Source organism: Mesorhizobium temperatum (assembly GCF_002284575.1).
Taxonomy (GTDB): domain Bacteria; phylum Pseudomonadota; class Alphaproteobacteria; order Rhizobiales; family Rhizobiaceae; genus Mesorhizobium; species Mesorhizobium temperatum.
Genome location: NZ_NPKJ01000041.1, coordinates 237,828 through 261,052, shown reverse-complemented (window position 1 = coordinate 261,052; position 23,225 = coordinate 237,828). Strand labels below are relative to the sequence as shown.

Genomic DNA, 23,225 nt, shown 5'->3' with positions numbered 1-23,225 from the left:
GTGGAAACCGGTTTTGGGAAAATTCGATGCTCAAACAAAAGGATGGAGTTCGTGCAGCGATCCGCTCACCACATCGACTTTTTCGCGCGCTCCGGCCATCCCTGGTCGTAAGCCTCGCCGTCGATGCCTTTCCGGCTGGTGATTTCCAGGATTTTTCCAGGTGTCGGCAGCGACTTCGGGTCGACATGCCTCGCCGGGTTCCACAGTTCCGACCGATGGACGGCGCGAGCGCACTGGAAATAGACCGAATCGACATCGATGACCGTGACCGAACGCGCCGGTCGGCCGTCGACGCTGAACGAGGCACAGAGCGCGGCATCCGTGGTGATGTGGGCGCGGCCGTTGACGCGCAGCGTCGTGCCGGAGCCGGGGACCAGGAACAACAGGCCGACGCGCGGATCGCGAATGATGTTTTTTAGCGAATCGGCACGGTTGTTGCCGCGCCGGTCCGGCATCATCAGGGTTTTCGGATCGTGGATGCGGACGAAGCCGGCGAGATCGCCGCGCGGCGAGCAATCCAGCCCTTCCGGCCCGCTGGTCGCGAGCGCGGCAAAAGGCGAGGCCTCGATGAAGGCGGCGTACTCGGGGATCACATGGTCGACTTCCTTGACCAGCGAGGTCTCGCCGGGCAGGCCATAGAGTGCTTCGAGCTGTTCGACCGTGGTGATGACGGACATGTTTTCGTCTCCGAACCTTTGCCGGCGCTACTCCAAATCCGTGACGTTTTGACGACACCTGTTGCACCTCATTTCGGTCGTCTGGAAACGGGTGTCGAACCACCAATATTAAGGGCAAGCCGCGTTGATAGGACGATACTGATCGTGCTGCCGAACACGGAGAACCGAAAATGGATAAACCCTTCAATCGACGACGCGTCGCCATGGAACTTCTTGAAAATATGTTCGAGGCTGAAATGCGCTTCCTGCAATCAGGGTCGGAGAGCCTCGATATGCTTGCCAGCGCATTTCACGCGGAAGTTGTCGTGCATGAGCCGCAGTCCCTGCCCTATGCCGGTGACTGGAATGGCCTCGACGGCGTTAGCGCCCTTTTCCGCAAGATGCGGGAAATCTGGAGCGACGTGACCGTAGAGAGCCTTCATGCCGCCCAAAACGATGACATGGTATTCATGAGCTGCACACTTTCGCTGACATCGCGGGCCAATGGTGCAACCATCAAACAGCCGTTTGCCGAAGTCTTGCGCTTCGAGGATGACCGGCTGATCGAAGGCACGCCGTTTTATTACGACACCAGCGAAATACTGGCGATCCTGCGTTGACCGAGCGTCCCGCGGAAATCATTCAACGATCGCGGCTTAGCCCCTTCTCTTCCAGCTCGGCGAGATAGGCGGCCCAGCGTGCGTCCTTCTCATGACCCAGCGTATGCAGGTAATTCCAGGTGAAGATGCCGGTATCGTGAAAATCGTCGAAGGTGATGCGGACGGCATAGTTGCCGACCGGTTCGATCTTCAGGATCGCAACGTTGCGCTTGCCGGGAACAGTCACGCGCTGTTCGGGCGAATGACCCTGCACTTCGGCCGATGGCGAGGCCACCCGCAGCAGCTCCGCCGGCAGTTCGAATGGCTGATGGTCCGGGAATGTCACGGTAAGCAGCCTGCGGTCCTTCGAGACCCTGAGTTCCTTCGGCGCCGTCATGGTGATAAGTTCCGCATCATCTGTCCTTTCCCTACGCCGCTTCGCGCAGCGGGAAAAGGCCGCTTCGAAACTTCCGACACGATCTGTCGGCGGCGTGATGTTGCCTAGGATCGAAACTTCTTATCTTGAATGGCAGGTTGGATCGTATCACATAGCCATATATAACGAAGCCGTTCGCAGCCACGGGAAACGCACCAGCATGGACATGATCGATCCTTTTGGTCGCACGATCAGCTATCTGCGCGTGTCGGTCACCGACCGCTGCGACTTCCGCTGTACCTATTGCATGGCCGAGGACATGGCGTTCCTTCCCAAGAAGGATCTGCTGTCGCTGGAAGAGCTCGACCGGCTATGCACGGTTTTCATCGAAAAGGGCGTCAGGAAACTGCGTCTTACCGGCGGCGAGCCGCTGGTGCGCAAGAACATCATGCATCTGGTGCGTCAGATTTCGCGTCATCTCGAGAGCGGCGCTCTGGAAGAACTGACGCTGACCACCAACGGCTCGCAGCTTTCGCGCTTTGCCGCTGAGCTCGCCGATTGCGGGGTCAAGCGGATCAATGTCTCGCTGGACACGCTGGACCCGGAAAAATTCCGCCAGATTACCCGCTGGGGCAATCTCGACAAGGTCATGGATGGCATCGACGCCGCGCAGGCAGCGGGGCTGAAGGTAAAGCTCAATGCGGTGGCGCTAAAGGATTTCAATGACGCCGAGCTGCCGGAGATGCTGCGCTGGGCGCACGGCCGCGGCATGGAGTTGACGGTCATCGAAACCATGCCGATGGGCGAGATCGACGCCGACCGTACCGACCAGTATCTGCCGCTGTCGCTGCTGCGCGCAGCACTTGAGCGGCAGTTCACGCTGACCGACATTCCCTACAAGACCGGTGGTCCGGCCCGCTACGTCCACGTCGCCGAGACTGGTGGCAGGCTCGGCTTCATCACGCCGATGACGCATAATTTCTGCGAAAGCTGCAACCGCGTCCGGCTGACCTGCACCGGCACGCTCTACATGTGCCTCGGCCAGGAGGATGCCGCCGATCTGCGCGCACCGTTGCGTGCATCCGAAGGCAATGAACTGGTCGCCTACGCCATCGATGAAGCCATTGGCCGCAAGCCGAAGGGCCATGATTTCATCATCGACCGCCGTACCAACCGTCCCTCGGTGTCGCGGCACATGAGCGTCACCGGCGGCTGATCTTCTCGGTCACAACGCCGAAATAAAACCTGCCGCTCTTGTGAGGAGGATGTAACGGGCCACGCGAAAGGCTGTGGCCCAGCCCTTTAACGTTGCTGTCTTATGACCGGCTGCTACAGGCTTGATGCAAAAGCACAACCGGTAACGCCTTTGCTTCTTTCCCCAAATCTTCGCGGCGCGCTGTTCATGGTGGTGGCCATGATTGGTTTCACCCTCAACGACGCGATCACCAAAGTCTCGTCGGAATCCATGAACATGGCGCAGGTCATGCTGATCCGCGGCGCCTTCGCTTCGCTTTTCGTGGGCCTGCTTGCCTGGCAACGCGGTGCGCTTGCCCTGCCCGGCTCGATGCTGCAGCCGATGGTTGCGGTGCGCGTCGCCGGCGAAGCCGGTGCTACGGTGTCGTTCCTCATTGCCCTTGCCCATCTGCCGATTGCCAATGTCTCGGCCGTGCTGCAGGCGCTGCCGCTGGCAGTGACGATGGGCGCAGCACTTGTGTTCAACGAAGGCGTCGGCTGGCGGCGCTGGCTGGCAATCGCCATCGGTTTTGCCGGCGTGCTGATCATCGTGCGACCCGGCTTCGAGGGGTTCAGCATCTATTCGCTGCTGGCGCTGGCCTGTGTCGCCTGTTGTGCGGTGCGTGACCTCGCCACCAAGCGGATACCGCAAGCCATTCCGACATTGCTGGTATCGACCGCCACGGCGCTCGCCATGACAATGCTCGGCGCGGCGCTGCTTTTGCCAATGGGCGGGTGGACACCGATGACGGGTGAAAGCACGGCGTTCCTGGCATTGGCGGCAGTGCTCGTGGTCATCGGTTACCAGTTCATCATCATGGCGATGCGGGTGGGCGACATCTCGTTCATCGCGCCGTTCCGCTACACAGCCCTGCTCTGGTCGATCCTGCTTGGCCTGTTCATCTTCGGCGACGTCCCCGACCTGCCGATGATCCTCGGCGCCATCGTCATCGTCGGCTCCGGCCTCTACGCACTTTACCGCGAACGGATCGTCGGCCGGCGAAAGACAGCCGCCGAAAGCGCTGGACCTGATATGGCGCCGGACGGCATATAGGCTTGCTGTTCGCGGCGAGTGACCGCATGGACGATAGACGATGACTAAAGGGATTGCCGGCGTCATTCTGGCCGGTGGCCAGTCGCGGCGAATGGGCGGCGGCGACAAGGGCCTGCTTGCGCTTGGCGGCGGCAGCCTGCTGGACCATGTCGTTGCGCGCTTTGCTCCGCAGGTCGGTCCGCTGGTGCTCAGCGCCAATGGCGACCCGGCACGGTTTGCCGGGGTTGGGCTTCCGGTGGTTGCCGATACGGTGAAAGGTTTTGCCGGACCGCTCGCCGGGATCCTGACTGGCCTCGAATGGGCTGCCGCGAACACGACTTGCGAGGCACTTGTCACGGCCGCGGGCGATACACCGTTCCTGCCCGAAAATCTGGTTGAACGGCTGGCCGCGGCGGTCGACGAACGTCCCGGCACGATCGCCGTCGCCTGTTCCGGCGGCAAACGGCATCCGACGTTCGCGCTCTGGCCGCTGGGGCTCCACCAGGTTCTGCGGCGTTTTCTGGTCGATGAGGATATCAGGCGGGTTTCCGCTTTTATCGACCGGCATGACTTTGTCGATGTGGAATTCCCGATGCTGACCTCAGGAGGCCATCTGCACGACCCCTTCTTCAACATCAATACTTCAGACGACCTTGTTCGGGCCGAACGTCTGTTGCAGAGCATGGAGCCATGATGAGACGCGTCTTCGGTATCACCGGTTGGAAGAATTCCGGCAAGACGACACTAACCGAAAGGCTGGTCGCCGAACTTGTCCGGCGTGGCTGGAAGGTGTCGACGGTGAAACACGCCCATCATGATTTCGACATCGACAAGCCGGGAGCGGACAGCTTTCGCCACCGACAGGCCGGAGCCACGGAAGTCGCCATCGTGTCGGACAGGCGCTGGGCCCTGATGCACGAATTGCGCGGCGAGGACGAACCAACGCTGGACGCGATCCTGTCGCGGCTCGGCACCTCCGACATCGTACTGGTCGAAGGCTATAAGCGCGAGGCGCACAGCAAGATCGAGACGCGGCGGCTGGAGGCTAAGGACCGGGCACCGCTTTCGGCAACTGATCCGCATATCGTCGCCATCGCCGCCGACTTCGCCATAGCGGACGAAAGCCTGCCTGTCTTCAATCTCGACGACACGAAATCGATAGCCGACTTCATCGAGCGCGCGACAGGTTTGGCGCGCTGAGGTACAGCCGAGGGGAGCATTCGGCCGCCCCCTTTCCTCGTTGGTAGGCCTGCCCCAACGTCAGCATTGTCTAGGAATGCGAAACCCCGCAAGCAACGGTTTTACAGTTGCTTTTTCTTGGGAAAGAATGGGAGTATCGCGCCAGCGGGCGGTCAAAAGAACCGCCCACAGAGCCGTTTGGAACGACGGCCGGGAACATACAGAGAGGACCATCATGCGTACTGCACTGCGTATAGCGCTCGCCGCATCGGCTGCGCTGCTGACATTGGGCGTTGCCCAGGCTCAGGAAAAAACTTTGAGGATCGGCACGGAGGGAGCCTATCCGCCGTTCAACAACCTGACCGCCGATGGCCAACTCGTGGGCTTCGACATCGATATCGCCAAGGCGCTTTGCGACGAGATGAAGGTGAAGTGCACTTTCGTCGCGCAGGATTGGGACGGCATCATCCCGGCGCTTCAGGCCGGCAAGTTCGACGCCATCGTCGCCTCGATGTCGATCACGCCGGAGCGTGCCGAGAAGGTCGACTTCACCAACAAATACTACAACACGCCGCCGGCGATCGCCGCGCCCAAGGACAGCGACATCAAGGGCGTGACCAAGGAAGATCTCGCCGGCAAGACGATCGGCGTGCAGGCGTCCACCACCCACTTCAATTATTCAACCAAGACTTATACCGACAGCACGATCAAGCCCTACCCGACCGCCCAGGAATACCAGCTCGATCTCGCCAATGGCCGCGTTGATGCGGTCAACGACGATATCACTGTTCTCGAAGGCTGGCTTGCCACGCCGGACGGCGCCTGCTGCAAGCTGATCGGTGCGATCACGCCCGACATCGAGATCCATGGTCCGGGCGCCGGCATCGCCGTACGCAAGGGCGATACCGAGTTGGTCAATCAGTTCAATAAGGCGATCGACGCCATCCGCGCCAACGGAAAGTACAAGGAAATCAACGACAAGTACTTCAAGTACGACGTCTACGGCGGCGAGTCCTAATCCTTCCGGATTGATAGCGAACGGCGGGACATACCCGCCGTTTGCAAGGAGCGGCGCGGGAGGGGTGACGCGGCGCTCTCAAAAAAAGCCACAGAGGAGAACAGGCAGGCGGATGCAAAGCGTTTGGACGCTGCTCAGTTGGGGACCCGAAGGCTGGCTCGACGACATCGCCTATGGTGTTTTCATCACCGTTTCGCTTGCAGCCGCGACCCTGCCTGTCGGTCTGGTGATCGGCTTTCTGGTTGCACTGGCCAAGCAATCCAACGAGCCGTCGCTGCGGCTGGCCGGCAATATCTACACCACGATCTTTCGTGGATTGCCCGAGCTGCTGACCCTGTTCATGATCTTTTACGGCGCGCAAATCGGCATCCAGCAGTTGATGCGCCTGTATGACCCGACCGCTGCGGTCGAAGTGAACGCATTTGTTTCCGGCATGATCGCGCTCGGCGTCGTCTTCTCGTCCTACGCCAGCGAGGTCTTCCTCTCCGCGTTCCGCGCCATCCCGAAGGGACAGTATGAGGGCGGCTATTCGGTTGGCCTGTCGGGCTGGCAGACGATGCGACTGGTGGTGCTGCCGCAGCTTACCCGTATTGCCCTGCCGGGTCTTGCCAATCTGTGGCTTATCCTGCTCAAGGATACCGCCCTGGTATCCGCCATCGGTCTTGCCGACATATTGCGGCAAGCGGGCGTCGCCGCCCGCGTCACCAAGCACGCATTCCTGTTTTTTGGGGTCGCTGCTCTTATCTATCTGCTCCTCGCCATCATCTCGTCCTTCGGGATCAATGCCATTGAACGCAGGGTTGGCCGACAACAGGTGCAACGATGAGCGCGGCAGCAGCCGACGTGGCGACCAAGGTCGAAAAACCGCCAGCAATCCCGCGCGGCTGGTCCCGGCAACGTGTATTGGGATATGCGTTGGTCGGTCTCTGGATCGTGCTCGGCATCGGCATGATTGTATACTTGGTCGAGGCTTGGAATTCCGAACTCTTCCAAAAATACGCCCCGGGCTACATCTCTGGCCTTGGCGTGACTCTCACGCTTGTCGCTGTGTCGATCGTGTTGGGAGCCGTCCTTTCAGTTCCTGTCGCCTACGCACGGATGTCCAGGAACCGGATTCTGTCCAGCTTTGCCTACGCTTATGTCTACTTCTTCCGCGGCACTCCGCTTTTGACCCAAGTCTTTCTTATCTACTATGGAGTGGGTTCGTTTCGACCGGCACTTGAAGCTGTCGGCCTGTGGGGCTTTTTTCGTGAAGCCTGGTACTGCGCTATTTTCTCGTTCACCCTCAATACAGCAGCCTATCAGGCTGAGATCCTGCGCGGCGCTATCGAGAGCGTCCCCAGAGGTCAGTGGGAAGGCGCTGCCTCGCTTGGCCTGCACAAACTGCAAACACTGCGCAAGATCATCCTGCCACAGGCGCTGATCGTGGCGCTACGTCCCTATGGCAACGAGATCATCCTGATGATCAAAGGCTCCGCCATCGTGGCCCTCATCACCGTCTATGATCTGATGGGCATTACGAAGCTCACCTATTCGCGCACTTTCGATTTCCAGTCCTATATCTGGGCGGCGATCATCTATCTGATCATTGTCGAGATACTCCGCCACGCGGTCGAGTGGATAGAACGGCGCATTACCATACATCTGCACCGCTGACTCCCATAGCTTTGCCTGATCCGCTAAGAAGGCCGGAAAACAGGCTTGAAGGGATTCGAAAATATGGCATCGGTGGCATTTCTCGGTCTTGGCGTCATGGGGTATCCAATGGCCGGACATCTCAGAAACAAGGGCGGCCACGACGTCACCGTCTATAACCGCACCAAGGCAAAGGCCGAGCAATGGGTTGCCCAGCATGGCGGCAGCGTTGCCAACACGCCGGCTGAAGCGGCTGACGGCAAGGACTTTGTCTTTTCCTGTGTTGGCAATGATGATGACCTGCGCGCGGTGACGATTGGAGCCGAGGGTGCGTTCCAATCGATGAAGAAGGGAGCCATCTTCATCGACAACACCACGGCCTCGGCTGAAGTTGCGCGCGAACTGGCTGAGAAGGCGCAAATGCGCGGTTTCTCGTTCCTCGACGCACCGGTCTCCGGCGGTCAGGCCGGCGCCGAAAACGGCGTGCTGACCGTCATGGTCGGCGGCGAACAGAAAGCCTTCGACAAAGCAAAGCCCGTCATCGATGCTTATGCCCGCATGGTCGGACTGATGGGCTCGGCCGGCTCGGGCCAGCTCACCAAGATGATCAACCAGATCTGCATCGCCGGTCTTGTCCAAGGACTGGCCGAGGGCATCCATTTCGGCAAGAAGGCCGGGCTCGACATCGAGAAAGTCATCGAGGTGATCTCCAAGGGCGCGGCCGGCTCATGGCAGATGGAGAACCGCCACAAGACGATGAATGCCGGCAAATATGATTTCGGCTTCGCCGTCGACTGGATGCGCAAGGATCTCGGCATCTGCCTGGCGGAGGCCGACCGCAACGGCGCCAAGCTGCCGGTGACGGCACTTGTCGACCAATTCTACAAGGATGTGCAGGGGATGGGCGGCAAACGCTGGGACACGTCCTCTTTGCTGGCGCGATTGGAAAAGTAGGTCTCGTCGTGGCCGAGCTGTCGCCTCAATCCAGCGCCGAGGAAATTGTCGCCCATCTGCGCTCGATCGGCTCGGAGGAGAATCGCCTTGGGATGCTGCGTTACGGCATCAAGATCGAACGTGCGCTCGGCATCTCGCATGGCGTGCAACGGCAGATTGCCAGGAAAATCAAGCGCAACCATGAGCGGGCCTTCGAGCTATGGCAGACAGGTATCATGGAAGCGCAGTTCATCGCTTCCGTCACGGCCGATCCGAAGCGGTTCTCTGCCGCGGATGCAAGACGATGGGCGGCGGCTTTCGACTCGTGGGATATCGTCGACGGCGTCTCCGATCTCTTTGTCGATACGGATTCCTGGAGGGAACTGATCGCCGAATTCGCAGCCGACGAACGGGAATTCGTTCGACGCACGGCCTTTGCCATGATGGCCTGGTCGGTGGTCCACCGGAAGAACGAACCAGAGGCGACCTTCCTCGACTTCCTGCCGATCATAGAAGCACATGCCACCGACGGCCGTAATTTTGTGAAGAAGGCGGTGAACTGGGCGCTTCGTTCGATCGGCAAGCGATCGATGAATTTGCACGGCGCTGCCCTCGCCCTGGCACAAGAGTTGGCTATCTCGACCGACAAGACGGCGCGCTGGATCGGCAAGGATGCTGCAAGGGAGCTTTCCGATGTCAAAACGCTCGAGCGGCTCGCCAGGAAAGGCTGACTGGGGCGAACTCCTCATTACGGAGGTGACGCGATCGACACGCGCCGATTTCGAAAATCTGTTCGAGCAGGCGGGCGCCCCGAAATATTGCTGGTGCATGGCTTGGCGCAACCTCGATAACCGCGAGCACGTGGGCAACGATGAGAGGAAACGGGCCATGATGGCGCTCATCACGGCCGGCACACCGGTCGGCATTGTCGCTCATGCGGAAGGCAAGACCGTCGGTTGGTGCTCGATCGCGCCGCGCGAGACCTACCGCAGGCTGTCGCAGGAGCAGGACGACAGCGAGGCGGGCGTATGGTCGATCGTCTGCTTCTATGTGTCGAGAGCGTCACGCGGCAGTGGACTGGCAAGCGCCCTGCTCGACGCGGCCATCGATCACGCCTTCGCCAAAGGCGCCAGGACGATCGAGGCTTATCCGGTCGACCAGGCATCGCCGAGTTACCGTTTCATGGGCTTTCGAAACATGTTCGTGGCCCGCGGATTCCATGAGATCGGCATGGCCGGCTCGCGCCGGCATGTGATGCGGCTCGAACGTTGACGCTGTCGGCCACGGCAGCTTTACTCCTGTCAAATGGCGAGCACACGATGAGCAATCGTCTCAAATCGACAGCGGCGCTGGCGGCCGTGCTGATTTCCATAGTGGCGGGCAGCGCTTCCGCCGAAACCGCGCGCATATTCTGGAAGGACCTGCGCCCGGCGACCCAGCCCGCTGCCGAAAGTGTCGGATTGCCGATGATCGCAGCAAAAATGCCTGATCGTGGTGAGACGCTGTCTCTCAATCTGCAGGACAAGACCGTCCAACTGGCGGGGTATGCGCTGCCGGTCGATCGCGAGGGCGATCTCGTCTACCAGTTCCTGCTGGTACCTTGGACGGGTGCGTGCAGCCACATGCCGACGCCGCCGCCAAATCAGATCGTCCTCGTCACGCCCGCGCACCCCTACAGGATGTCGGCGGCCTACCAGCCGGTCTCCGTGACCGGCGCATTGAAGCCGGGCATGGAGAAGAGTCAGCTCTTCATCCTCGACGGCGCCAGCGTCATCCAATCGGGCTACGCGGTGCGCAAGGCGGCAGTGGTGGATGTCGATGTGGTGCCGGACACCATCACCCAGCCGGCAAACTCGCCGTGGCGTTTTCTCAACAAAAAGAAGAACTAAGCAAACAATTCTCAGGCAGCGTTGGCGCCCGATTCCTTGTCCAGAACCATGTAGTCCAGCGGCATTTCGGTGGTGTACTTGATCTGCTCCATGGCAAACGACGACGAGACGTCGCGGATCTCTATCTTGGCGATCAGCCGCTTGTAGAAGGCGTCGTAAGCAGCGATGTCGGGCACTACCACGCGCAAGAGATAGTCGACGTCACCGCTCATCCGGTAGAACTCGACCACTTCCGGAAATTCCTGGATGACCTCCGAAAAGCGCCGCAGCCACTCATGGCTGTGCGAATTCGTGCGGATCGACACGAATACAGTGACGCGCACATTGACCTTTTCATGATCGAGAATGGCGACGCGCCGCTTGATGACGCCTTCCTCCTCGAGCTTCTGGATACGCCGCCAGCAGGGCGTGGTCGACAGTCCGACTTTTTTGGCGACATCGGCGACCGCGAGCGTCGCGTCCTCCTGCAAGAGGCGGAGGATTTTTCTGTCAAGACGGTCCATTGGGTGCTCCCACAGGGATAGACTAGGAATAGATTGGCTATAGTCCTTCTTATTTAGGCCATTCACAAGAAAGAAATTCTGCCAGATGGCGCAAAAGCGAGTGATTTCTTGCTCACGCCTCAGCCGAGGCGATAGCGGATTTCCGATTTCAGAAACGGCAGCAAATCCATTTCAAACCACGGATTGCGCTTCAGCCAGGCGGTGTTGCGCCACGACGGATGCGGTAGCGGCAGCACTTTCGGGTTGCTGGGCGCATCCCAGATGGTGCGCCAATCCATCACCGTCTCCGTCAGCGAGGGCCGGCGCGCGGCGCCCATGTGCCAGCATTGCGCATAGCTGCCGATCGTCAGCACCAGGTCGATGCGCGGCATCAGCGCCATCAGCGGCGCACGCCAGGCGGGTGCACATTCGCGGCGCGGCGGCAGGTCGCCGCCCTTGGCGTCCTGGCCGGGAAAGCAAAAGCCCATCGGCACGATGGCGAATTTTGTCGTGTCGTAGAATTCTTCGCTGCTGACGCCCAGCCAGTTCCGCAACCGATCGCCGGAAGCGTCGGTGAACGGCATGCCTGACATATGCACCTTGGTGCCCGGTGCCTGGCTGGCAATCAGGATACGGGCGCTGAACGACGGCCTGAGCACCGGGCGCGGCTCATGCGGCAGCCGCGGACCGATCGGGTTTTCGACGCAGATACGGCAGGCGCGTACCCTCGCCGCGAAGTTTTCCAGCTCTTCGCTCATTCTCAGGGGCTCATTCTCAGGCGGCGGCGCTCGGCCGGCTGGAGATCGCCTGATGCCAGCGCAGTACGTTGGCACAGTCTTCCGGCACCTTGATACGCGCCGGCTTCATGAAGTCGATGGCAATCAGCCCGGTGATGTCGGCGATCGAATAGGCATCGCCGGCGACGAATTCCCGGTTCGCCAACTCGTCGTCGAGGAGTCTTAGGAATCCAACGGCTTTCGGCTTGTTGGCCTCGCCCCATTCGGGAATTTGCGGAACCTCCCATTCCTTCATCGCCGGATGGATGTGCCGGAACGCGGCGGTGACGCAACCAAGCAGGTTGAGTTCCATGCGCCTTTGCCACATCTCGACCAGCGCCTTGCCGAGCGCGCCGCGCCCGAACAAAGCCGGTTCCGGATGCAACTCCTCGAAATAGCGGCAGATGGCGACGGATTCGGTGATGACGGTCCCGTCGTCGAGTTCGAGCACCGGCAGACGCTGCAGCGGATTGCGCGAACTGACCGGCTGCTCTTTGTGCTCCAGCGCGCCCATGTCGACGGGCACCAGCGGAAGCTCGAGCCCCTTTTCGGCAAGGAAGACGCGAACCCGCCGGGGATTGGGCGCCCGGCCGCCGTCGAAGAGTTTCATTCCATCCTCCTGGTTGATCCGACGAATTATAGATTGCTGCTCATCAGAAGCGAAAAATTTCTCGCAAGCCATCGCCGATCGAAGCCAAAGTGCCGTGCTTCCTTTCGGTCACCTCGTGATCGTGGCTCTCACGCCAATCGTGCGGCTCGTCGAAAGTGCCGGCCCAGATGCCGGACTTGCCGGAACGGGCAGCGGCTTCCTCGGTTTCGAAATCGCCATAGGCAACCGCCCAGCCGGCCTCGACTTGGGCGCGGTTGAGATCCTTGCCGCCGGCGTTGCAGTCGCCGAGCAGCCGGCCGTAGCGATCGCGCTGCCAGCCGGTGCAGGAGACGGGTTTCCCGGCGATCAGACGGACCAGCGATTGCCGCGCCAGCTTGCCGCAGGGATAGCCGGCGCCGTCCTTGCGGCAGACCTGCGAATATTCGGGCGCGTCAATGCCGCGCATGCGGATGCGCTCGATACCGAGCGTGATCGTATCGCCGTCATTGACGACGGCGGCACCCTCCGTCTTGCGCGTCTCGATCCGGTCAAGGCGCGCCGCCAGAAGGATCAGCAGACCGAGGACGATGACTGTCAGTGCGTAATCCACCAGCCGGCGCCAAAGGCTTCGCGGCCGCGGCGGGACGTATCGCTGTCGCGGTCGACGCGACCACGAACGGCTCATATGGCAAACCGTTGGTTAATCATTCGAACGTAGCTTAACAATTTGAAACCGCTGCCCGCATAAATTGAAGTCTCCATGCCCTTGCAACGCTCGACCACAGCGGACAAGTTTATTGTGGACCGCAGGAAACCCCATCGCAACAGCGATGTGGCGCGTGCGGTGCGCAAGACGCGCGACCGTCTTTCGCAGCAGGTCGGAAATCCCGATTTCGACCGCGAGCTTTTGAAACTCCACGCCCGTTCGATGTTAGGCGGCGCGATCATCGTTCCGCTTCTCGTCCTGACGGCCGCCGCGACGGGTCTGTTTGCCGGAGTGGGTAAGGAAATTGGCGTCTGGGCGCTTTTTACACTCATCTGCTACACGATCGTCGTGTTCATGGCGAGGCGCGTCGACCGCACGGAAGCTGCCGAACTCAACCCGCTGCAAACGCACGGTGATTTCCTGATAGGCCATTTCCTTTGCGGCCTGGGCTGGGCCTGGTTCGCCTGGCTCGGTTGCGATGCTTGCCAGGTCGACCAGTTCCAGCTGATCAAGGCGGTGGTGCTGCTGCTTGCCATGGCGGCGACCGCGATCACGGCGTCATCGCTGCGCGGTGCGTTGCTGGCGACCTTCGCCGTTCCGGTGGCGGCCTATGCCTATGCCGGCGCCAGGCAGTGGATGCCGGTCGAACTGATCATGGCCGGGTTGCTGATCGTCTCGCTGCCCTTCTTCGCCTACGTGGCGCGCCAGCTCAATCGCTCGTCCTTGATGTTGCTCTCGTTCCGCTCCGAAAAGGATGCGCTGATCGCCGAATTGGACACCGCGAAATCGATGTCGGACGAAGCGCGGCGGCGGGCGGAGGACGCCAATCTGGCAAAGTCGCGGTTTTTGGCCTCGATGAGTCACGAGTTGCGGACGCCGCTCAACGCCATTCTCGGTTTCTCCGAGGTGATGGCGAACGAGGTGCTCGGCCCGATGAGCAACCCGACCTATCGCGACTATGCTCGCGACGTCCACGACTCTGGCCAGCATCTGCTCGATCTGATCAACGAAATCCTCGACCTGTCGCGCATCGAAGCCGGCCGCTATCAGCTCAACGAAGAGCCGATGATGCTGCTGTCCGTCGTCGAGGATTGCTGTCACATGATGGAGCTGAAGGCGCGCAACAAGGATATCCGGATCGTCCAGGATTTCGAAAACGCCTTGCCGCGCCTGTTCGCCGACGAACGCGCGGTGCGACAGATCGCGCTCAATCTTTTGTCGAACGCCATCAAGTTCACCGGGACTGGCGGCGAGATCCGCGTGCGCGTCGGCTGGACGGCGGGCGGCGGCCAATACCTCTCCGTCAAGGACAACGGGCCTGGCATACCGGAAGACGAGATTCCGGTCGTGCTGTCCGCCTTCGGCCAGGGCTCGATCGCCATCAAGAGCGCCGAACAAGGCACCGGGCTTGGCCTGCCGATCGTTCAGAGCCTGCTCGCCATGCATGGCGGCGAGTTCGAACTCCATTCCAAACTGCGCGAAGGAACCGAGGCGATCGCCATCTTCCCGTTGAGCCGGGTTATGGAGGAATTGCCGGCGCTGCCGACCAAAGCCGTTGCTGCGCGCCGGCGATAGACGCCTAGTGAACCGCCGCCGCCATGCCCGAGCTGGTGAGCGCAGCGGCTTTGACCAGGCCCGCCGCAAGGGCCGCCCCAGCCCCCTCCCCGTGGCTCACGCCGAGATCAAGCAGCGGGCGCAAGCCGAGCCGCTCGGCGGCCCGAGCATGCGCAGGCTCTGGCGACAGGCTGGCAAGCAGGCAATGGTCGAGCGCGGCGGGGTTGGCAGCATGCAGCGTCGCGGCGGCGGCTGTCGCCACCAATCCATCGAGTAGGACGGGGATCTTCTGCATCCGGGCGGCGAGGATGGCGCCGGCGATCGCCGCGAATTCACGGCCGCCGATCCGGCGCAACGCTTCCAGCGGGTCCCTGAGACTTGTGCCGTGGAAGGCTAGCGCGGCATCGACCACTTGCGCCTTGCGCGCCCGCATCGATGCATCGGCGCCCGATCCGGATCCGACCCAATCGGCGCCCTCGCCGCCAAACAGTCCGGCAAACAAAGTCGCTGCAACGGTGGAATTGCCGACGCCGAGGTCGCCAAGGCAAAGCAGATCGGTGCCGCCGGCGATCGCCTCCATACCGAAGGCCATGGTGGCTGCGCAGCCGCGCTCGTCAAGTGCTGCGTCCTCGGTGATGTCGGCGGTCGGAATGTGCAGCGCTAGATCGAACACTTTCAGCCCGAGATCATTGGCGATGCAGATCTGGTTGACCGCCGCACCGCCCGCCGCGCAAAGCTCGACGGCGTTCGCCGTGGCAACGACGGGCCGCGGCGAAATGCCGTGCCGGGCGACGCCATGATTGCCGGCGAAGATCGCCACCAGGGGCCGGTTCACCGCCGGCGGCGCACGGCCACTCCAGGCGGCGAGCCACGCGGCGATGTCCTCGATGCGGCCGAGCGAACCTATGGGTTTGTCGGCCTTGGCAAACAGCGCACGGACGCGGGCTTCGGCTGCCGTGTCGGCCGGCGGAAGGGTCGCCAGAAGATTGCGAAAATCGTCGAAGGGCAGCGCGCTGGTCATGGCGTTGGTGATCGTTCCCAGAGTTGGTGAGCGGCATAGCCGCCTTGGTCGGCCGGCACAACTGTCTGCATTGACGCGAAAGCGGTTGCCGGCGGCGCATTCCGGAGGGCTTGCATTGGCCTTGCCGTTACACCATGTGGAGGCGAGACAAGGGATTCCTGACGGAACCCTGAGAGAATATCATGACGGCCATCGAATCCCCATGCATCCTGGTCTGTTCGATCGATATGAAAACCGGCTTCTGCTTCGGTTGCGGCCGCACGCGCGAGGAAATCGGCGCCTGGATCGAGATGACCCCTGAAATCCGCCGCAGCGTGATGGCCGAGCTGCCGGCCCGGCTGGAAACGGTTGAACGAAGACCGCGCCGGGAAACCCGCCGCACCCGCCTCGCGCGCGAACGCGACGCTCTCTCGTGAGCCAAATATGAACCGATTTTTCTGGGTTTTGATGATCCTGATCGGGGTAGGCGTGGCCCTGCTCATGCTCAACGATTCCGCCGGCAGCACATTCGGAGTAGAGAATTACGATTTCAGCCGGATGATCTGGCTTGGCGCATTGGTCGCGCTCATCGGCGCCGGCCTGCTCAGATCAGGCAGACCCTTGGGCGCGATGGCCCGCAACCTGGGCACCTGGGCCGTCATCGTGCTCGCACTGATCGCCGGCTACCAATACCGTTATGAGTTGCAGGATTTCGCCAGCCGGGTAACGGCCGGCCTTGTTCCCGGCAGTCCGCTGGCATTAGGCCTTGAGGACGGCCATGCCACGGTGACCCTGGACAAGGCCGGCAATGGCCATTTCGAAGCGCGCATCATGGTCAACGGCACGCCGGTCAGGGCCGTGGTCGATACCGGCGCCACCAGCATCGTGCTGACCGCGCAGGACGCGCAAGCGGCCGGATTCAATCCAGCCGCTCTCAATTTCACCATACCGGTTTCCACCGCCAACGGCATGGCACGCGCCGCCGCCGTGAGAACCGACGAATTGGCGATCGGCGGGATCGTACGCAAGGACATGCCGGTCATGATCGCGGCGCCCGGCATGCTCGGCCAGAGCCTGCTCGGCATGAATTTCATCGGCTCACTGTCCGGTTTCGACGTGCGCGGCGACCGCATGATCTTGCGCGATTGAACAGTCGGGCTGCTTCGGCGCCGCTCAATGAGCGTTGAGCATCTCGACCGCTTGATCAAACCGGCCGTCCCGCTCCGCCCAGCGCAGGAAGCCCACGCGCTCCACCAGTACCTCCTTGGGCGTCGGCTCCCGGCTGAACAACGCCATCGTCTCGTCAATGAACGCATCGAGCGGCATATACTCGTCGCGCGTCGACTGGCCGGGCGTGAGTTCAGTGCGAACCGCGGGCGGCGCAAGCTCGATCACTTCGACCCTGCCCCTGAGCTGCTCGCGCAACGACACCGTATAGGAATGGATCGCCGCCTTGCTGGCATTGTAGGTCGGCGTGCCACTCAGCGGCACGAAGGCCAGGCCCGACGAGACGTTGACGATCACGGCATTTTGCCGGGCCGCCAGATGGTCGATTAGCGCATTGGTGAGGCGGATCGGCCCGAACAAGTTGGTGACGATCGTCTCCTCCGCGTCGCGCAGATCGCGGGTCCTGGTCAGATTCTCGCGGCGCATGATGCCGGCATTGTTGATGAGCACGTTGAGCGCCGGGTGCTCGGCGACTACGCGCTTGGCAAATGCTGCGATTGCTTCCGGATCTTCAACATTGCCGACCATCGCGTGCATGCCTTCACGCCCGGCGATCGTCTGCTCGAGCGCCTCTTTGCGCCGTCCCGCGACGATCACAGTGTTTCCAAGCGCATGGAAGCGCAGCGCCAGTTCCCGCCCGATCCCGGATCCGCCGCCGGTGATGAGGATCGTATTTCCGGTCATTTTCATCGTTCTGTGCTCCATCTATTCCAGCCAATCGGGTCAAACGATCCCGCCGTTAGTGAATACCGTCTGCCCGTTGATCCAGGCACCGTCCCCGCTGCAGAGCGCCGCGATTGCGTCGGCAATGTCGGAAGACTCGCCAATGCGCTGATGTGGCGTGCGCGGCGAAGCCGGCGATCTGCTCCGGCGTCTTCCTGTCAGTGAACAGGGTGGTGTCGACGACGCCCGGCGCCATCGCGGTCACGGAGATCATGCGCCTGCGAAGAGCCATGGCGACATTCGCCAGCACGGCGCGTCTCGGTATTTCGTTCTGCCCAGACATATGAATTCCCTTCCTGTCGAGGGGGCTTGTTCGGTTGGGACATTTCCTACAGGGCGATGCGGTCGACAGCTTGCCAACGCATGCGCAAGACTTGCTCGATCCTGCAGCCCACGTGATGTTTGTCCGCCCGCAGCTAGGATCGCCAGCATCGCGCCGTAGCAGGAGACATTGCATGGACGTCCTCAAACATGCCGTTCACACCTATGCCGCCCGCCATGCAAACCGGGACGGCCTGGCGCTGACGCCAGTGCCGGGCCTGCGGATGATGTGCGTCGAGTCACCACATGGCGACTTGCACTCAGTCTATCGGCCGCTGGTTTGTCTGGTTCTGCAGGGTGCTAAGCTCATGACCGTGGGCAGGGAGCAGCAAGTTTTCTCCGCCGGCCAATCCGTGATCGTGAGCGCGGACATGCCGGTCGTCGGACGGATCGTGCAGGCAAGCCAACGCGAGCCCTATCTGGCCGTCGCGGTCGAACTCGAGATGACGCTCCTGCGCGAGGTCGCGGCGCAGTTGGGCAGCGTGCGTGCGCAGCCCCCGTCAGAGACACGCACCTTGTTCGCTGAGGACACCAATGCCGCAATTCTGGATTGCGCAGTGCGGCTGATGCGCTTGCTGGACCGACCGGATGCTACGTCGCTCCTGCGCCCCGGAATTATGCACGAGCTACATTATTGGCTCCTCTCCGGTCAGCACGGCACGGCCCTGCGGTCGCTTGCGGATCCGGACAGTCACGCGAGCCGTCTCGCGGCGGCCATCGCGATACTTAGAACCGAGTATCGATCGCGTATTCCCGTCGAGCGCTTGGCGGCGGCAGCGGCGATGAGCCTCACCGCCTTCCACAAGCACTTCAAGCACATGACGTCGCTGACGCCGGGACAGTATCAGAAGCGGCTTCGCCTAATCGAAGCACGCCGCCTCATGCTCGATGAAGGCTTTTCGGCAACCAGCGCCGGGTTCGAGGTGGGCTACGAGAGCATCTCGCAATTCACCCACGAATATCGCCGCACATTCCAGGCGCCGCCGAAGCGCGATGCGCTGCGCACTCGATCCATGTCGCACGCGATCAAAGAAGAAATGCAGGACGCCGAGCGGGCGAGCGCAGCTTAGCTTGACTAGGTCTGCCCGAGCTATCGACGGTCCTCTGGTTTGCTGAACAGACCGCGGAAGACACGCAAGCGACCGCATAATCTTGCTCGACTGAACAGTCAGGCTGCTTCGGCGTCCGTCCCGCTAAAATCGACTGCAGCGAAAGCCGCCTTCAGCACATCCGGTCCGGCGCCGGGCCTTGTCGCATCGGTCGAAAGGATCTGCCGGTAACGGCGCGCACCGGGCAGACCGTGGAACAGGCCGACCATGTGACGGGTGACATGGCCAAGCCGCCCGCCCCGCTCAATATGGCGTGCCGCATAATCCGCCATGGCATCGATCAGCGCGGCAAAATCGAACGTTTTGGGTTTGTCGCCGTAAAACGCCGCGTCGACGCCTGCCAGAATGCCCGGCGTATGATAGGCAGCGCGGCCGAGCATGGCGCCGTCGACATGATCAATATGGTCAAGCGCCTCTTCAAGAGATTGAATGCCGCCGTTGATGCCGATGAATTTGTTCGGATTTTTGGCCTTCAACCGATACACCCTGTTGTAGTCGAGCGGCGGGATGTCGCGGTTTTCCTTCGGGCTCAGCCCTTCCAGCCACGCTTTGCGGGCATGCACCCACAGCGCGTCTGCGCCGGCCGCGAAAACGCCGTCCGCCAGCGCATCGAGCGCCGGCTCAGGATCCTGCTCGTCGACGCCGATGCGGCATTTGACGGTGACGGGGATGCCGACAGAGGCTTTCATCGCCGCGACGCAATCGGCGACCAGAACCGGTGCTTTCATCAGGCAGGCGCCGAACGTACCCGACTGGACGCGGTCGGATGGGCAGCCGACATTGAGGTTGATCTCATCATAGCCGGAGGCTTCGCCGATGCGGGCCGCCTCGGCAAGCTTCTGCGGATCGGAGCCGCCGAGCTGCAACGCGACCGGATGTTCCGTACCATCGAAGCCGAGCAAGCGCTCGCGCTCGCCGTGGATGACCGCGTCGGCGACAACCATCTCGGTGTAGAGCAATGCCCGGTGCGTCAACTGGCGATGGAGGAACCGGCAATGCCGGTCCGTCCAATCCATCATAGGTGCAATGGCAAACCGCATGCTTAAGTGATTCATTTATTCCACTTTTTCGCTCTCAGTCCGTCCAATGCCCCATTGGACCGGCGGATAAAGAAGTTCCCATATCATATCCAAAAACACGCTTAACAGCGACGGAAGCTCCTGAGAAGCGGCGCTTGAGCCCGGATTGGTCACCTGAATGTGCACGAAAGCGATGAAGGCCAGGTCATCCGAAAGCTGACCACCCAGCGCGGCCCGCTATCATCAAGGGATTTAGCCTGGCAATCGCCGAGCGTCCTGCGGAGTCTGCGCCGCCGCCGCATTTCCTGCGGTTTCCGCCGCGCAGGACGACTGATTGTTGCAGGCCCATGGGAAGGGCCGCACCTCACAGCGCGGGAGCGGAGCTACACTTCATCCTGTCGGCGTCCCGACGAGCGCGAGAGGTGTTCAAAATGAAGTTTATCTCCTATTGGCATGATACGTCGAAAGCCTTTGCTGGGGCGACCCGCGAACCCCTCTCAGACGATTTCGAAGTCGCCGTAATTGGGGCGGGCTTCACCGGTCTCAATGCCGCGCGCAAACTGGCCAAGTCTGGCGTGAAGGTCGCGCTCATCGAGGCCGAGCATGTCGGGTATGGTGCATCAGGGCGCAATGGCGGGCACCTCAACAGTGGTCACTTCGCAAGTTTTGGCGCGGCCAAGGCCCACTTTGGAGAGGCCAAGGCTCGTCGGTTCTGGCGCTCCTACGACGACTCGATCGACATGATCGAAGCCATCATCGCTGAAGAGGGCATCGACTGCAGCTTCCGCAGGGGAGGCAAACTCAAGCTTGCATCCAAGCCATCGCATGTGAAGGGGCTGCAGGCCATGTGCGAGGAGCTTCGCCGCGAAGTGGACCCCTCGGTGGAGTGGCTCTCACGTGGCGATGTCCGCAAGGAGCTGGGTTCGGAGGCCTTTCACGGCGCGGTGCTGTCACCCAAGTCGGCGATGATGCATATGGGCCAGTATGCCAATGGCATGGCGGACGCAGCCGCTCGCCATGGTGCGACGATCTGGGAGCACAATCCCGTCCAGTCCTGCATCCGGGTGTCAGATGGCTGGCGGATCACTTCGCCGACCGGCTCGCTCGCTGCCCGCCGGGTCATCCTTGCGACCGACGCCTACACAACCGAGAATTTTGACTACTATCGGCGACGGATGATGCCAATTGCATCTTTCATCGTCGTGACGCGCCCGCTTACCCCCGAGGAGGTCGCGGCAACCCTGCCGGGCAATCGGAACTACACGAACTCGCTCAACATCGCCAACTACTTCCGACTCACCCCGGACAACCGACTCTTGTTCGGCGGGCGTGCGAAGTTCTCGGCTGCCTCGAACCAGAAGACAGACGTGCGTTCCGGAGAGCTTTTGCGCAAGCAGATGCTCGATGTGTTCCCGCAACTGGCCGATGTCGAAATCGACTATTGCTGGGGCGGTCTCGTCGGCTGCACTCAAGACCGCTATCCGCGCGCCGGCGCCGCCGATGGCCTGATCTACGGCATGGGCTATTCAGGACATGGCGCGCAGCTCTCGACGCTGATCGGAAGTGTGCTAGCGGACATTGCCATGGGCCGCACAGATACCAATCCAATCGGTGGCATGGACTGGAATGCCGTCCCGCTGCATACCGGCAAGCCGTGGTTCCTGCCAATGGTGGGCACCTATTATCGGCTGAAGGATATGCTTCCCTGATCCCGCCGAGAAGCCCCAAAGTGGCCGACCGACACCGCCAATCTCGGCACGCATTGAACTAGGCCCTGGCCACCTGCTCGCACGTATGCGGTCTAGCCTGCGACCTTGACGCGGTGCCCTGCAAGGCCCCGGCAAGCCCTCGCCCTCAGAGTCCGAAAACGCCCGGTAGTTGCGTCACATCGCGGATTTCCGTGTACTCGTAGTAGGGGTTGGCAGGTTCATGGCCGCGATTAACCCAGACCTTGTTCTTGATCCCCAGATCATAGGCGGACATCAGGTCGTGGCGGAAAGACGAGGAAACGTGCGTTATGTCCTCTGGTCCGCATCCCAGCATGTCGAACATATATTCGAACGCCTTGAAGTGCGGCTTGTAGGCGCCCGCCTGTTCAGCGGTGTAGACGGCATGAAATGGCGCGCCGAGCTTTGCGACGTTCGACGGAATTTGGGCCATCATGGAGTTCGAAAGGATAACCAGCGGAATTTCTTTGGCCAGTTTCGCCAATCCCTCTGGTACGTCCGGATGCGGCCCCCAGGTCGGGATGCGGTTGTAGATCGTTTCGGCGTCTTCGGTACGGAATGCGACGCTGTTGCGGCGGCAGGTGCGTTCCAGTGCGTTGTGAACGACATCTGCATAAGGCTTCCAGTCCTGCAGCACCTCATCGACGCGGTAGCCTTGGAAGTTTTTGATGAATTCGTCCATGCGCGGCCCATCCAGAAGGTGACCGAACAGATCCCTGGCGGCTTCCGCCATTTGGAAGTTGATGAGCGTGCCGTGGCAATCAAAAGTCACGTATTTCGGCCGGAAGCGATCCATGTCCTTGGTTCCTGTCAATCTGCCCTATCAGCCGAGCATAATCGCAGGCGTTTGGCAGAATGTGCCGCAATGCATGGTCATTCAGCACAAGGCCCTCCGGTCGACCGCCAAGCCAGCACGCCCTTTCGCTGTGCTGTCTCTTTCGCCCTGCCAGCTGAAGCGTGGCCTCGGTTTGGTGAAGGAGACAGAGGAGCAGAAAGGGCCGCTTTCGGGAGACGAGAAAGGCCGCCTCAACGACTGGGGCGCGTAGGATGGATTGCCAAAGGCGGTGGCGGGCATCCTGGACGTTCTTCTCGACCAGTCCCTTCTCCCAGCCCGATGCCGGATTGCAGAACGCGGGCTCGAAGAGATAGTGGCTGGCCATGGCCATGAAGCGGACATTGACGTCGCGCTCCTTGCCACGGCCGGCCTTGTCGATTGCGGTCTTCATGTTGTCGTAGATACCGCGCCGCGGAATGCCACCGAACACGCGGAAGGCGATTTTGGGAATTTCGTCAAGAAATTATGACATTGATTTTAAATCCTCAATCACGGCAGCGCCGCAGCTCTTGACGACGATAAAATCGCCGTCACTTGCCGGATGCCGGCGATATTCGGTGCAAGATACCGAAATGCGGCTGCAGTCAGTGCATTCTGCGGCACCGG

General features: G+C 61.3%; 28 protein-coding genes and 1 pseudogene. 17 read left to right on the top strand and 12 right to left on the bottom strand.

Annotated elements, in window-relative coordinates; translation table 11 throughout:
- Positions 1-65: 65 nt before the first annotated feature.
- Positions 66-677: a pyridoxamine 5'-phosphate oxidase family protein gene (locus CIT26_RS13290; RefSeq protein ID WP_095492988.1), complete on the bottom strand. Its 612-nt coding sequence runs from the start codon at positions 675-677 to the stop codon at positions 66-68.
- Between the two features lie 170 nt (positions 678-847).
- Between CIT26_RS13290 and CIT26_RS13285 the strand changes: the two genes are divergently transcribed.
- Positions 848-1,276, top strand: a complete 429-nt coding sequence (locus CIT26_RS13285) for a nuclear transport factor 2 family protein (RefSeq protein ID WP_095492987.1) — start codon at positions 848-850, stop codon at positions 1,274-1,276.
- A 22-nt stretch (positions 1,277-1,298) separates the two neighbouring features.
- Here CIT26_RS13285 and CIT26_RS13280 read toward each other — a convergent pair whose 3' ends face one another.
- Complete coding sequence (locus CIT26_RS13280; RefSeq protein WP_095492986.1) at positions 1,299-1,652, bottom strand: gamma-butyrobetaine hydroxylase family protein; 354 nt, start codon at positions 1,650-1,652, stop codon at positions 1,299-1,301.
- A 199-nt stretch (positions 1,653-1,851) separates the two neighbouring features.
- Here CIT26_RS13280 and moaA point away from each other — a divergent pair, with 199 nt between their 5' ends.
- The 11 genes from moaA (at position 1,852) to CIT26_RS13225 (ending at position 10,551) form a co-directional block, all read left to right on the top strand.
- On the top strand, positions 1,852-2,847 hold the full coding sequence (gene moaA, locus CIT26_RS13275; RefSeq protein WP_095492985.1) for a GTP 3',8-cyclase MoaA: 996 nt from the start codon (positions 1,852-1,854) through the stop codon (positions 2,845-2,847).
- Positions 2,848-2,997: 150 nt separating this feature from the next.
- Positions 2,998-3,918, top strand: coding sequence for a DMT family transporter (locus tag CIT26_RS13270; protein WP_095493078.1), 921 nt, complete (start codon positions 2,998-3,000; stop codon positions 3,916-3,918).
- A gap of 40 nt (positions 3,919-3,958) precedes the next feature.
- Positions 3,959-4,591 (top strand): molybdenum cofactor guanylyltransferase MobA, encoded by a 633-nt coding sequence (mobA, locus tag CIT26_RS13265; protein WP_095492984.1) that lies wholly within the window; start codon positions 3,959-3,961, stop codon positions 4,589-4,591.
- Positions 4,588-5,097: a molybdopterin-guanine dinucleotide biosynthesis protein B gene (mobB, locus tag CIT26_RS13260; RefSeq protein WP_095492983.1), complete on the top strand. Its 510-nt coding sequence runs from the start codon at positions 4,588-4,590 to the stop codon at positions 5,095-5,097. Before mobA ends, mobB begins: the two co-directional genes overlap by 4 nt.
- Positions 5,098-5,311: 214 nt before the next feature.
- Positions 5,312-6,094, top strand: a complete 783-nt coding sequence (locus CIT26_RS13255; protein ID WP_095492982.1) for an ABC transporter substrate-binding protein — start codon at positions 5,312-5,314, stop codon at positions 6,092-6,094.
- 112 nt (positions 6,095-6,206) lie between these two features.
- Complete coding sequence (locus tag CIT26_RS13250; RefSeq protein ID WP_095492981.1) at positions 6,207-6,920, top strand: ABC transporter permease; 714 nt, start codon at positions 6,207-6,209, stop codon at positions 6,918-6,920.
- On the top strand, positions 6,917-7,750 hold the full coding sequence (locus CIT26_RS13245; RefSeq protein WP_095492980.1) for an ABC transporter permease: 834 nt from the start codon (positions 6,917-6,919) through the stop codon (positions 7,748-7,750). Before CIT26_RS13250 ends, CIT26_RS13245 begins: the two co-directional genes overlap by 4 nt.
- Positions 7,751-7,813: 63 nt before the next feature.
- Positions 7,814-8,683, top strand: coding sequence for an NAD(P)-dependent oxidoreductase (locus CIT26_RS13240; RefSeq protein ID WP_095493077.1), 870 nt, complete (start codon positions 7,814-7,816; stop codon positions 8,681-8,683).
- A gap of 8 nt (positions 8,684-8,691) precedes the next feature.
- On the top strand, positions 8,692-9,393 hold the full coding sequence (locus CIT26_RS13235; RefSeq protein WP_095492979.1) for a DNA alkylation repair protein: 702 nt from the start codon (positions 8,692-8,694) through the stop codon (positions 9,391-9,393).
- Positions 9,356-9,934, top strand: a complete 579-nt coding sequence (locus CIT26_RS13230; protein WP_095492978.1) for a GNAT family N-acetyltransferase — start codon at positions 9,356-9,358, stop codon at positions 9,932-9,934. The genes CIT26_RS13235 and CIT26_RS13230 overlap by 38 nt, the downstream gene beginning before the upstream one ends.
- 47 nt (positions 9,935-9,981) lie before the next feature.
- The gene (locus CIT26_RS13225; RefSeq protein ID WP_095492977.1) at positions 9,982-10,551 is read left to right on the top strand and encodes a DUF3299 domain-containing protein; all 570 of its coding nucleotides are present in this window, start codon (positions 9,982-9,984) and stop codon (positions 10,549-10,551) included.
- An 11-nt stretch (positions 10,552-10,562) separates the two neighbouring features.
- On the opposite strand, the gene CIT26_RS13220 is transcribed toward CIT26_RS13225, so the two are convergent.
- The 4 genes from CIT26_RS13220 to CIT26_RS13205 form a co-directional block, all read right to left on the bottom strand.
- Entirely contained in the window at positions 10,563-11,054 is a 492-nt protein-coding gene (locus CIT26_RS13220; RefSeq protein WP_006333679.1) for an Lrp/AsnC family transcriptional regulator, read from the bottom strand.
- Between the two features lie 119 nt (positions 11,055-11,173).
- A complete protein-coding gene (locus CIT26_RS13215; protein ID WP_095492976.1) occupies positions 11,174-11,791 on the bottom strand; it encodes a uracil-DNA glycosylase family protein in 618 nt (205 codons plus the stop codon).
- 16 nt (positions 11,792-11,807) lie between these two features.
- Complete coding sequence (locus CIT26_RS13210; protein WP_095492975.1) at positions 11,808-12,419, bottom strand: glutathione S-transferase; 612 nt, start codon at positions 12,417-12,419, stop codon at positions 11,808-11,810.
- A 43-nt stretch (positions 12,420-12,462) separates the two neighbouring features.
- The gene (locus CIT26_RS13205; RefSeq protein ID WP_095492974.1) at positions 12,463-13,083 is read right to left on the bottom strand and encodes a thermonuclease family protein; all 621 of its coding nucleotides are present in this window, start codon (positions 13,081-13,083) and stop codon (positions 12,463-12,465) included.
- 75 nt (positions 13,084-13,158) lie between these two features.
- Between CIT26_RS13205 and CIT26_RS13200 the strand changes: the two genes are divergently transcribed.
- Complete coding sequence (locus CIT26_RS13200) at positions 13,159-14,679, top strand: sensor histidine kinase (RefSeq protein ID WP_095492973.1); 1,521 nt, start codon at positions 13,159-13,161, stop codon at positions 14,677-14,679.
- A 4-nt stretch (positions 14,680-14,683) separates the two neighbouring features.
- Here the strand turns inward: CIT26_RS13200 and CIT26_RS13195 are convergent, their stop codons facing one another.
- Positions 14,684-15,679, bottom strand: a complete 996-nt coding sequence (locus tag CIT26_RS13195; protein WP_095492972.1) for a nicotinate-nucleotide--dimethylbenzimidazole phosphoribosyltransferase — start codon at positions 15,677-15,679, stop codon at positions 14,684-14,686.
- 182 nt (positions 15,680-15,861) lie between these two features.
- On the opposite strand from CIT26_RS13195, the gene CIT26_RS13190 reads away from it, so the two are divergent.
- Both CIT26_RS13190 and CIT26_RS13185 read left to right on the top strand, forming a co-directional pair.
- Entirely contained in the window at positions 15,862-16,095 is a 234-nt protein-coding gene (locus CIT26_RS13190) for a DUF1289 domain-containing protein (protein WP_095492971.1), read from the top strand.
- Positions 16,096-16,102: 7 nt separating this feature from the next.
- On the top strand, positions 16,103-16,807 hold the full coding sequence (locus tag CIT26_RS13185; protein ID WP_095492970.1) for a TIGR02281 family clan AA aspartic protease: 705 nt from the start codon (positions 16,103-16,105) through the stop codon (positions 16,805-16,807).
- A 24-nt stretch (positions 16,808-16,831) separates the two neighbouring features.
- Here CIT26_RS13185 and CIT26_RS13180 read toward each other — a convergent pair whose 3' ends face one another.
- The gene (locus CIT26_RS13180) at positions 16,832-17,575 is read right to left on the bottom strand and encodes an SDR family oxidoreductase (RefSeq protein ID WP_095492969.1); all 744 of its coding nucleotides are present in this window, start codon (positions 17,573-17,575) and stop codon (positions 16,832-16,834) included.
- Positions 17,576-17,608: 33 nt separating this feature from the next.
- Positions 17,609-17,713, bottom strand: coding sequence for a hypothetical protein (locus CIT26_RS37565; RefSeq protein WP_245319404.1), 105 nt, complete (start codon positions 17,711-17,713; stop codon positions 17,609-17,611).
- 350 nt (positions 17,714-18,063) lie between these two features.
- On the opposite strand from CIT26_RS37565, the gene CIT26_RS13170 reads away from it, so the two are divergent.
- The gene (locus CIT26_RS13170) at positions 18,064-18,999 is read left to right on the top strand and encodes an AraC family transcriptional regulator (protein WP_095492967.1); all 936 of its coding nucleotides are present in this window, start codon (positions 18,064-18,066) and stop codon (positions 18,997-18,999) included.
- A gap of 98 nt (positions 19,000-19,097) precedes the next feature.
- Here the strand turns inward: CIT26_RS13170 and dusA are convergent, their stop codons facing one another.
- The gene (gene dusA / locus CIT26_RS13165; protein WP_095492966.1) at positions 19,098-20,093 is read right to left on the bottom strand and encodes a tRNA dihydrouridine(20/20a) synthase DusA; all 996 of its coding nucleotides are present in this window, start codon (positions 20,091-20,093) and stop codon (positions 19,098-19,100) included.
- 395 nt (positions 20,094-20,488) lie between these two features.
- On the opposite strand from dusA, the gene CIT26_RS13160 reads away from it, so the two are divergent.
- Positions 20,489-21,766 (top strand): NAD(P)/FAD-dependent oxidoreductase, encoded by a 1,278-nt coding sequence (locus CIT26_RS13160; RefSeq protein WP_095492965.1) that lies wholly within the window; start codon positions 20,489-20,491, stop codon positions 21,764-21,766.
- A gap of 145 nt (positions 21,767-21,911) precedes the next feature.
- On the opposite strand, the gene CIT26_RS13155 is transcribed toward CIT26_RS13160, so the two are convergent.
- Both CIT26_RS13155 and CIT26_RS13150 read right to left on the bottom strand, forming a co-directional pair.
- Positions 21,912-22,580, bottom strand: a complete 669-nt coding sequence (locus CIT26_RS13155) for a haloacid dehalogenase type II (RefSeq protein ID WP_095492964.1) — start codon at positions 22,578-22,580, stop codon at positions 21,912-21,914.
- A gap of 229 nt (positions 22,581-22,809) precedes the next feature.
- Positions 22,810-23,058 (bottom strand): annotated as a pseudogene (locus tag CIT26_RS13150) (IS21 family transposase); the annotation flags it as partial.
- Between the last annotated feature and the right edge of the window lie 167 nt (positions 23,059-23,225).

Bases quoted from the DNA above. Each gene is read 5' to 3' on its own strand.
- CIT26_RS13280 (WP_095492986.1), bottom strand. From the start codon at position 1,652: ATGACGGCGCCGAAGGAACTCAGGGTCTCGAAGGACCGCAGGCTGCTT.
- CIT26_RS13230 (WP_095492978.1), top strand. From the start codon at position 9,356: ATGTCAAAACGCTCGAGCGGCTCGCCAGGAAAGGCTGACTGGGGCGAA.
- CIT26_RS13190 (WP_095492971.1), top strand. From the start codon at position 15,862: ATGACGGCCATCGAATCCCCATGCATCCTGGTCTGTTCGATCGATATG.
- CIT26_RS13215 (WP_095492976.1), bottom strand. From the start codon at position 11,791: ATGAGCGAAGAGCTGGAAAACTTCGCGGCGAGGGTACGCGCCTGCCGT.
- CIT26_RS13180 (WP_095492969.1), bottom strand. From the start codon at position 17,575: ATGAAAATGACCGGAAATACGATCCTCATCACCGGCGGCGGATCCGGG.
- CIT26_RS13285 (WP_095492987.1), top strand. From the start codon at position 848: ATGGATAAACCCTTCAATCGACGACGCGTCGCCATGGAACTTCTTGAA.
- CIT26_RS13250 (WP_095492981.1), top strand. From the start codon at position 6,207: ATGCAAAGCGTTTGGACGCTGCTCAGTTGGGGACCCGAAGGCTGGCTC.
- CIT26_RS13240 (WP_095493077.1), top strand. From the start codon at position 7,814: ATGGCATCGGTGGCATTTCTCGGTCTTGGCGTCATGGGGTATCCAATG.
- CIT26_RS13160 (WP_095492965.1), top strand. From the start codon at position 20,489: ATGAAGTTTATCTCCTATTGGCATGATACGTCGAAAGCCTTTGCTGGG.
- CIT26_RS13185 (WP_095492970.1), top strand. From the start codon at position 16,103: ATGAACCGATTTTTCTGGGTTTTGATGATCCTGATCGGGGTAGGCGTG.
- CIT26_RS13155 (WP_095492964.1), bottom strand. From the start codon at position 22,580: ATGGATCGCTTCCGGCCGAAATACGTGACTTTTGATTGCCACGGCACG.
- CIT26_RS13255 (WP_095492982.1), top strand. From the start codon at position 5,312: ATGCGTACTGCACTGCGTATAGCGCTCGCCGCATCGGCTGCGCTGCTG.
- dusA (WP_095492966.1), bottom strand. From the start codon at position 20,093: ATGAATCACTTAAGCATGCGGTTTGCCATTGCACCTATGATGGATTGG.
- CIT26_RS13290 (WP_095492988.1), bottom strand. From the start codon at position 677: ATGTCCGTCATCACCACGGTCGAACAGCTCGAAGCACTCTATGGCCTG.
- CIT26_RS13200 (WP_095492973.1), top strand. From the start codon at position 13,159: ATGCCCTTGCAACGCTCGACCACAGCGGACAAGTTTATTGTGGACCGC.
- CIT26_RS13170 (WP_095492967.1), top strand. From the start codon at position 18,064: ATGGACGTCCTCAAACATGCCGTTCACACCTATGCCGCCCGCCATGCA.
- CIT26_RS13220 (WP_006333679.1), bottom strand. From the start codon at position 11,054: ATGGACCGTCTTGACAGAAAAATCCTCCGCCTCTTGCAGGAGGACGCG.
- mobA (WP_095492984.1), top strand. From the start codon at position 3,959: ATGACTAAAGGGATTGCCGGCGTCATTCTGGCCGGTGGCCAGTCGCGG.
- CIT26_RS13195 (WP_095492972.1), bottom strand. From the start codon at position 15,679: ATGACCAGCGCGCTGCCCTTCGACGATTTTCGCAATCTTCTGGCGACC.
- mobB (WP_095492983.1), top strand. From the start codon at position 4,588: ATGATGAGACGCGTCTTCGGTATCACCGGTTGGAAGAATTCCGGCAAG.
- CIT26_RS13205 (WP_095492974.1), bottom strand. From the start codon at position 13,083: ATGAGCCGTTCGTGGTCGCGTCGACCGCGACAGCGATACGTCCCGCCG.
- moaA (WP_095492985.1), top strand. From the start codon at position 1,852: ATGGACATGATCGATCCTTTTGGTCGCACGATCAGCTATCTGCGCGTG.
- CIT26_RS13245 (WP_095492980.1), top strand. From the start codon at position 6,917: ATGAGCGCGGCAGCAGCCGACGTGGCGACCAAGGTCGAAAAACCGCCA.
- CIT26_RS13210 (WP_095492975.1), bottom strand. From the start codon at position 12,419: ATGAAACTCTTCGACGGCGGCCGGGCGCCCAATCCCCGGCGGGTTCGC.
- CIT26_RS13225 (WP_095492977.1), top strand. From the start codon at position 9,982: ATGAGCAATCGTCTCAAATCGACAGCGGCGCTGGCGGCCGTGCTGATT.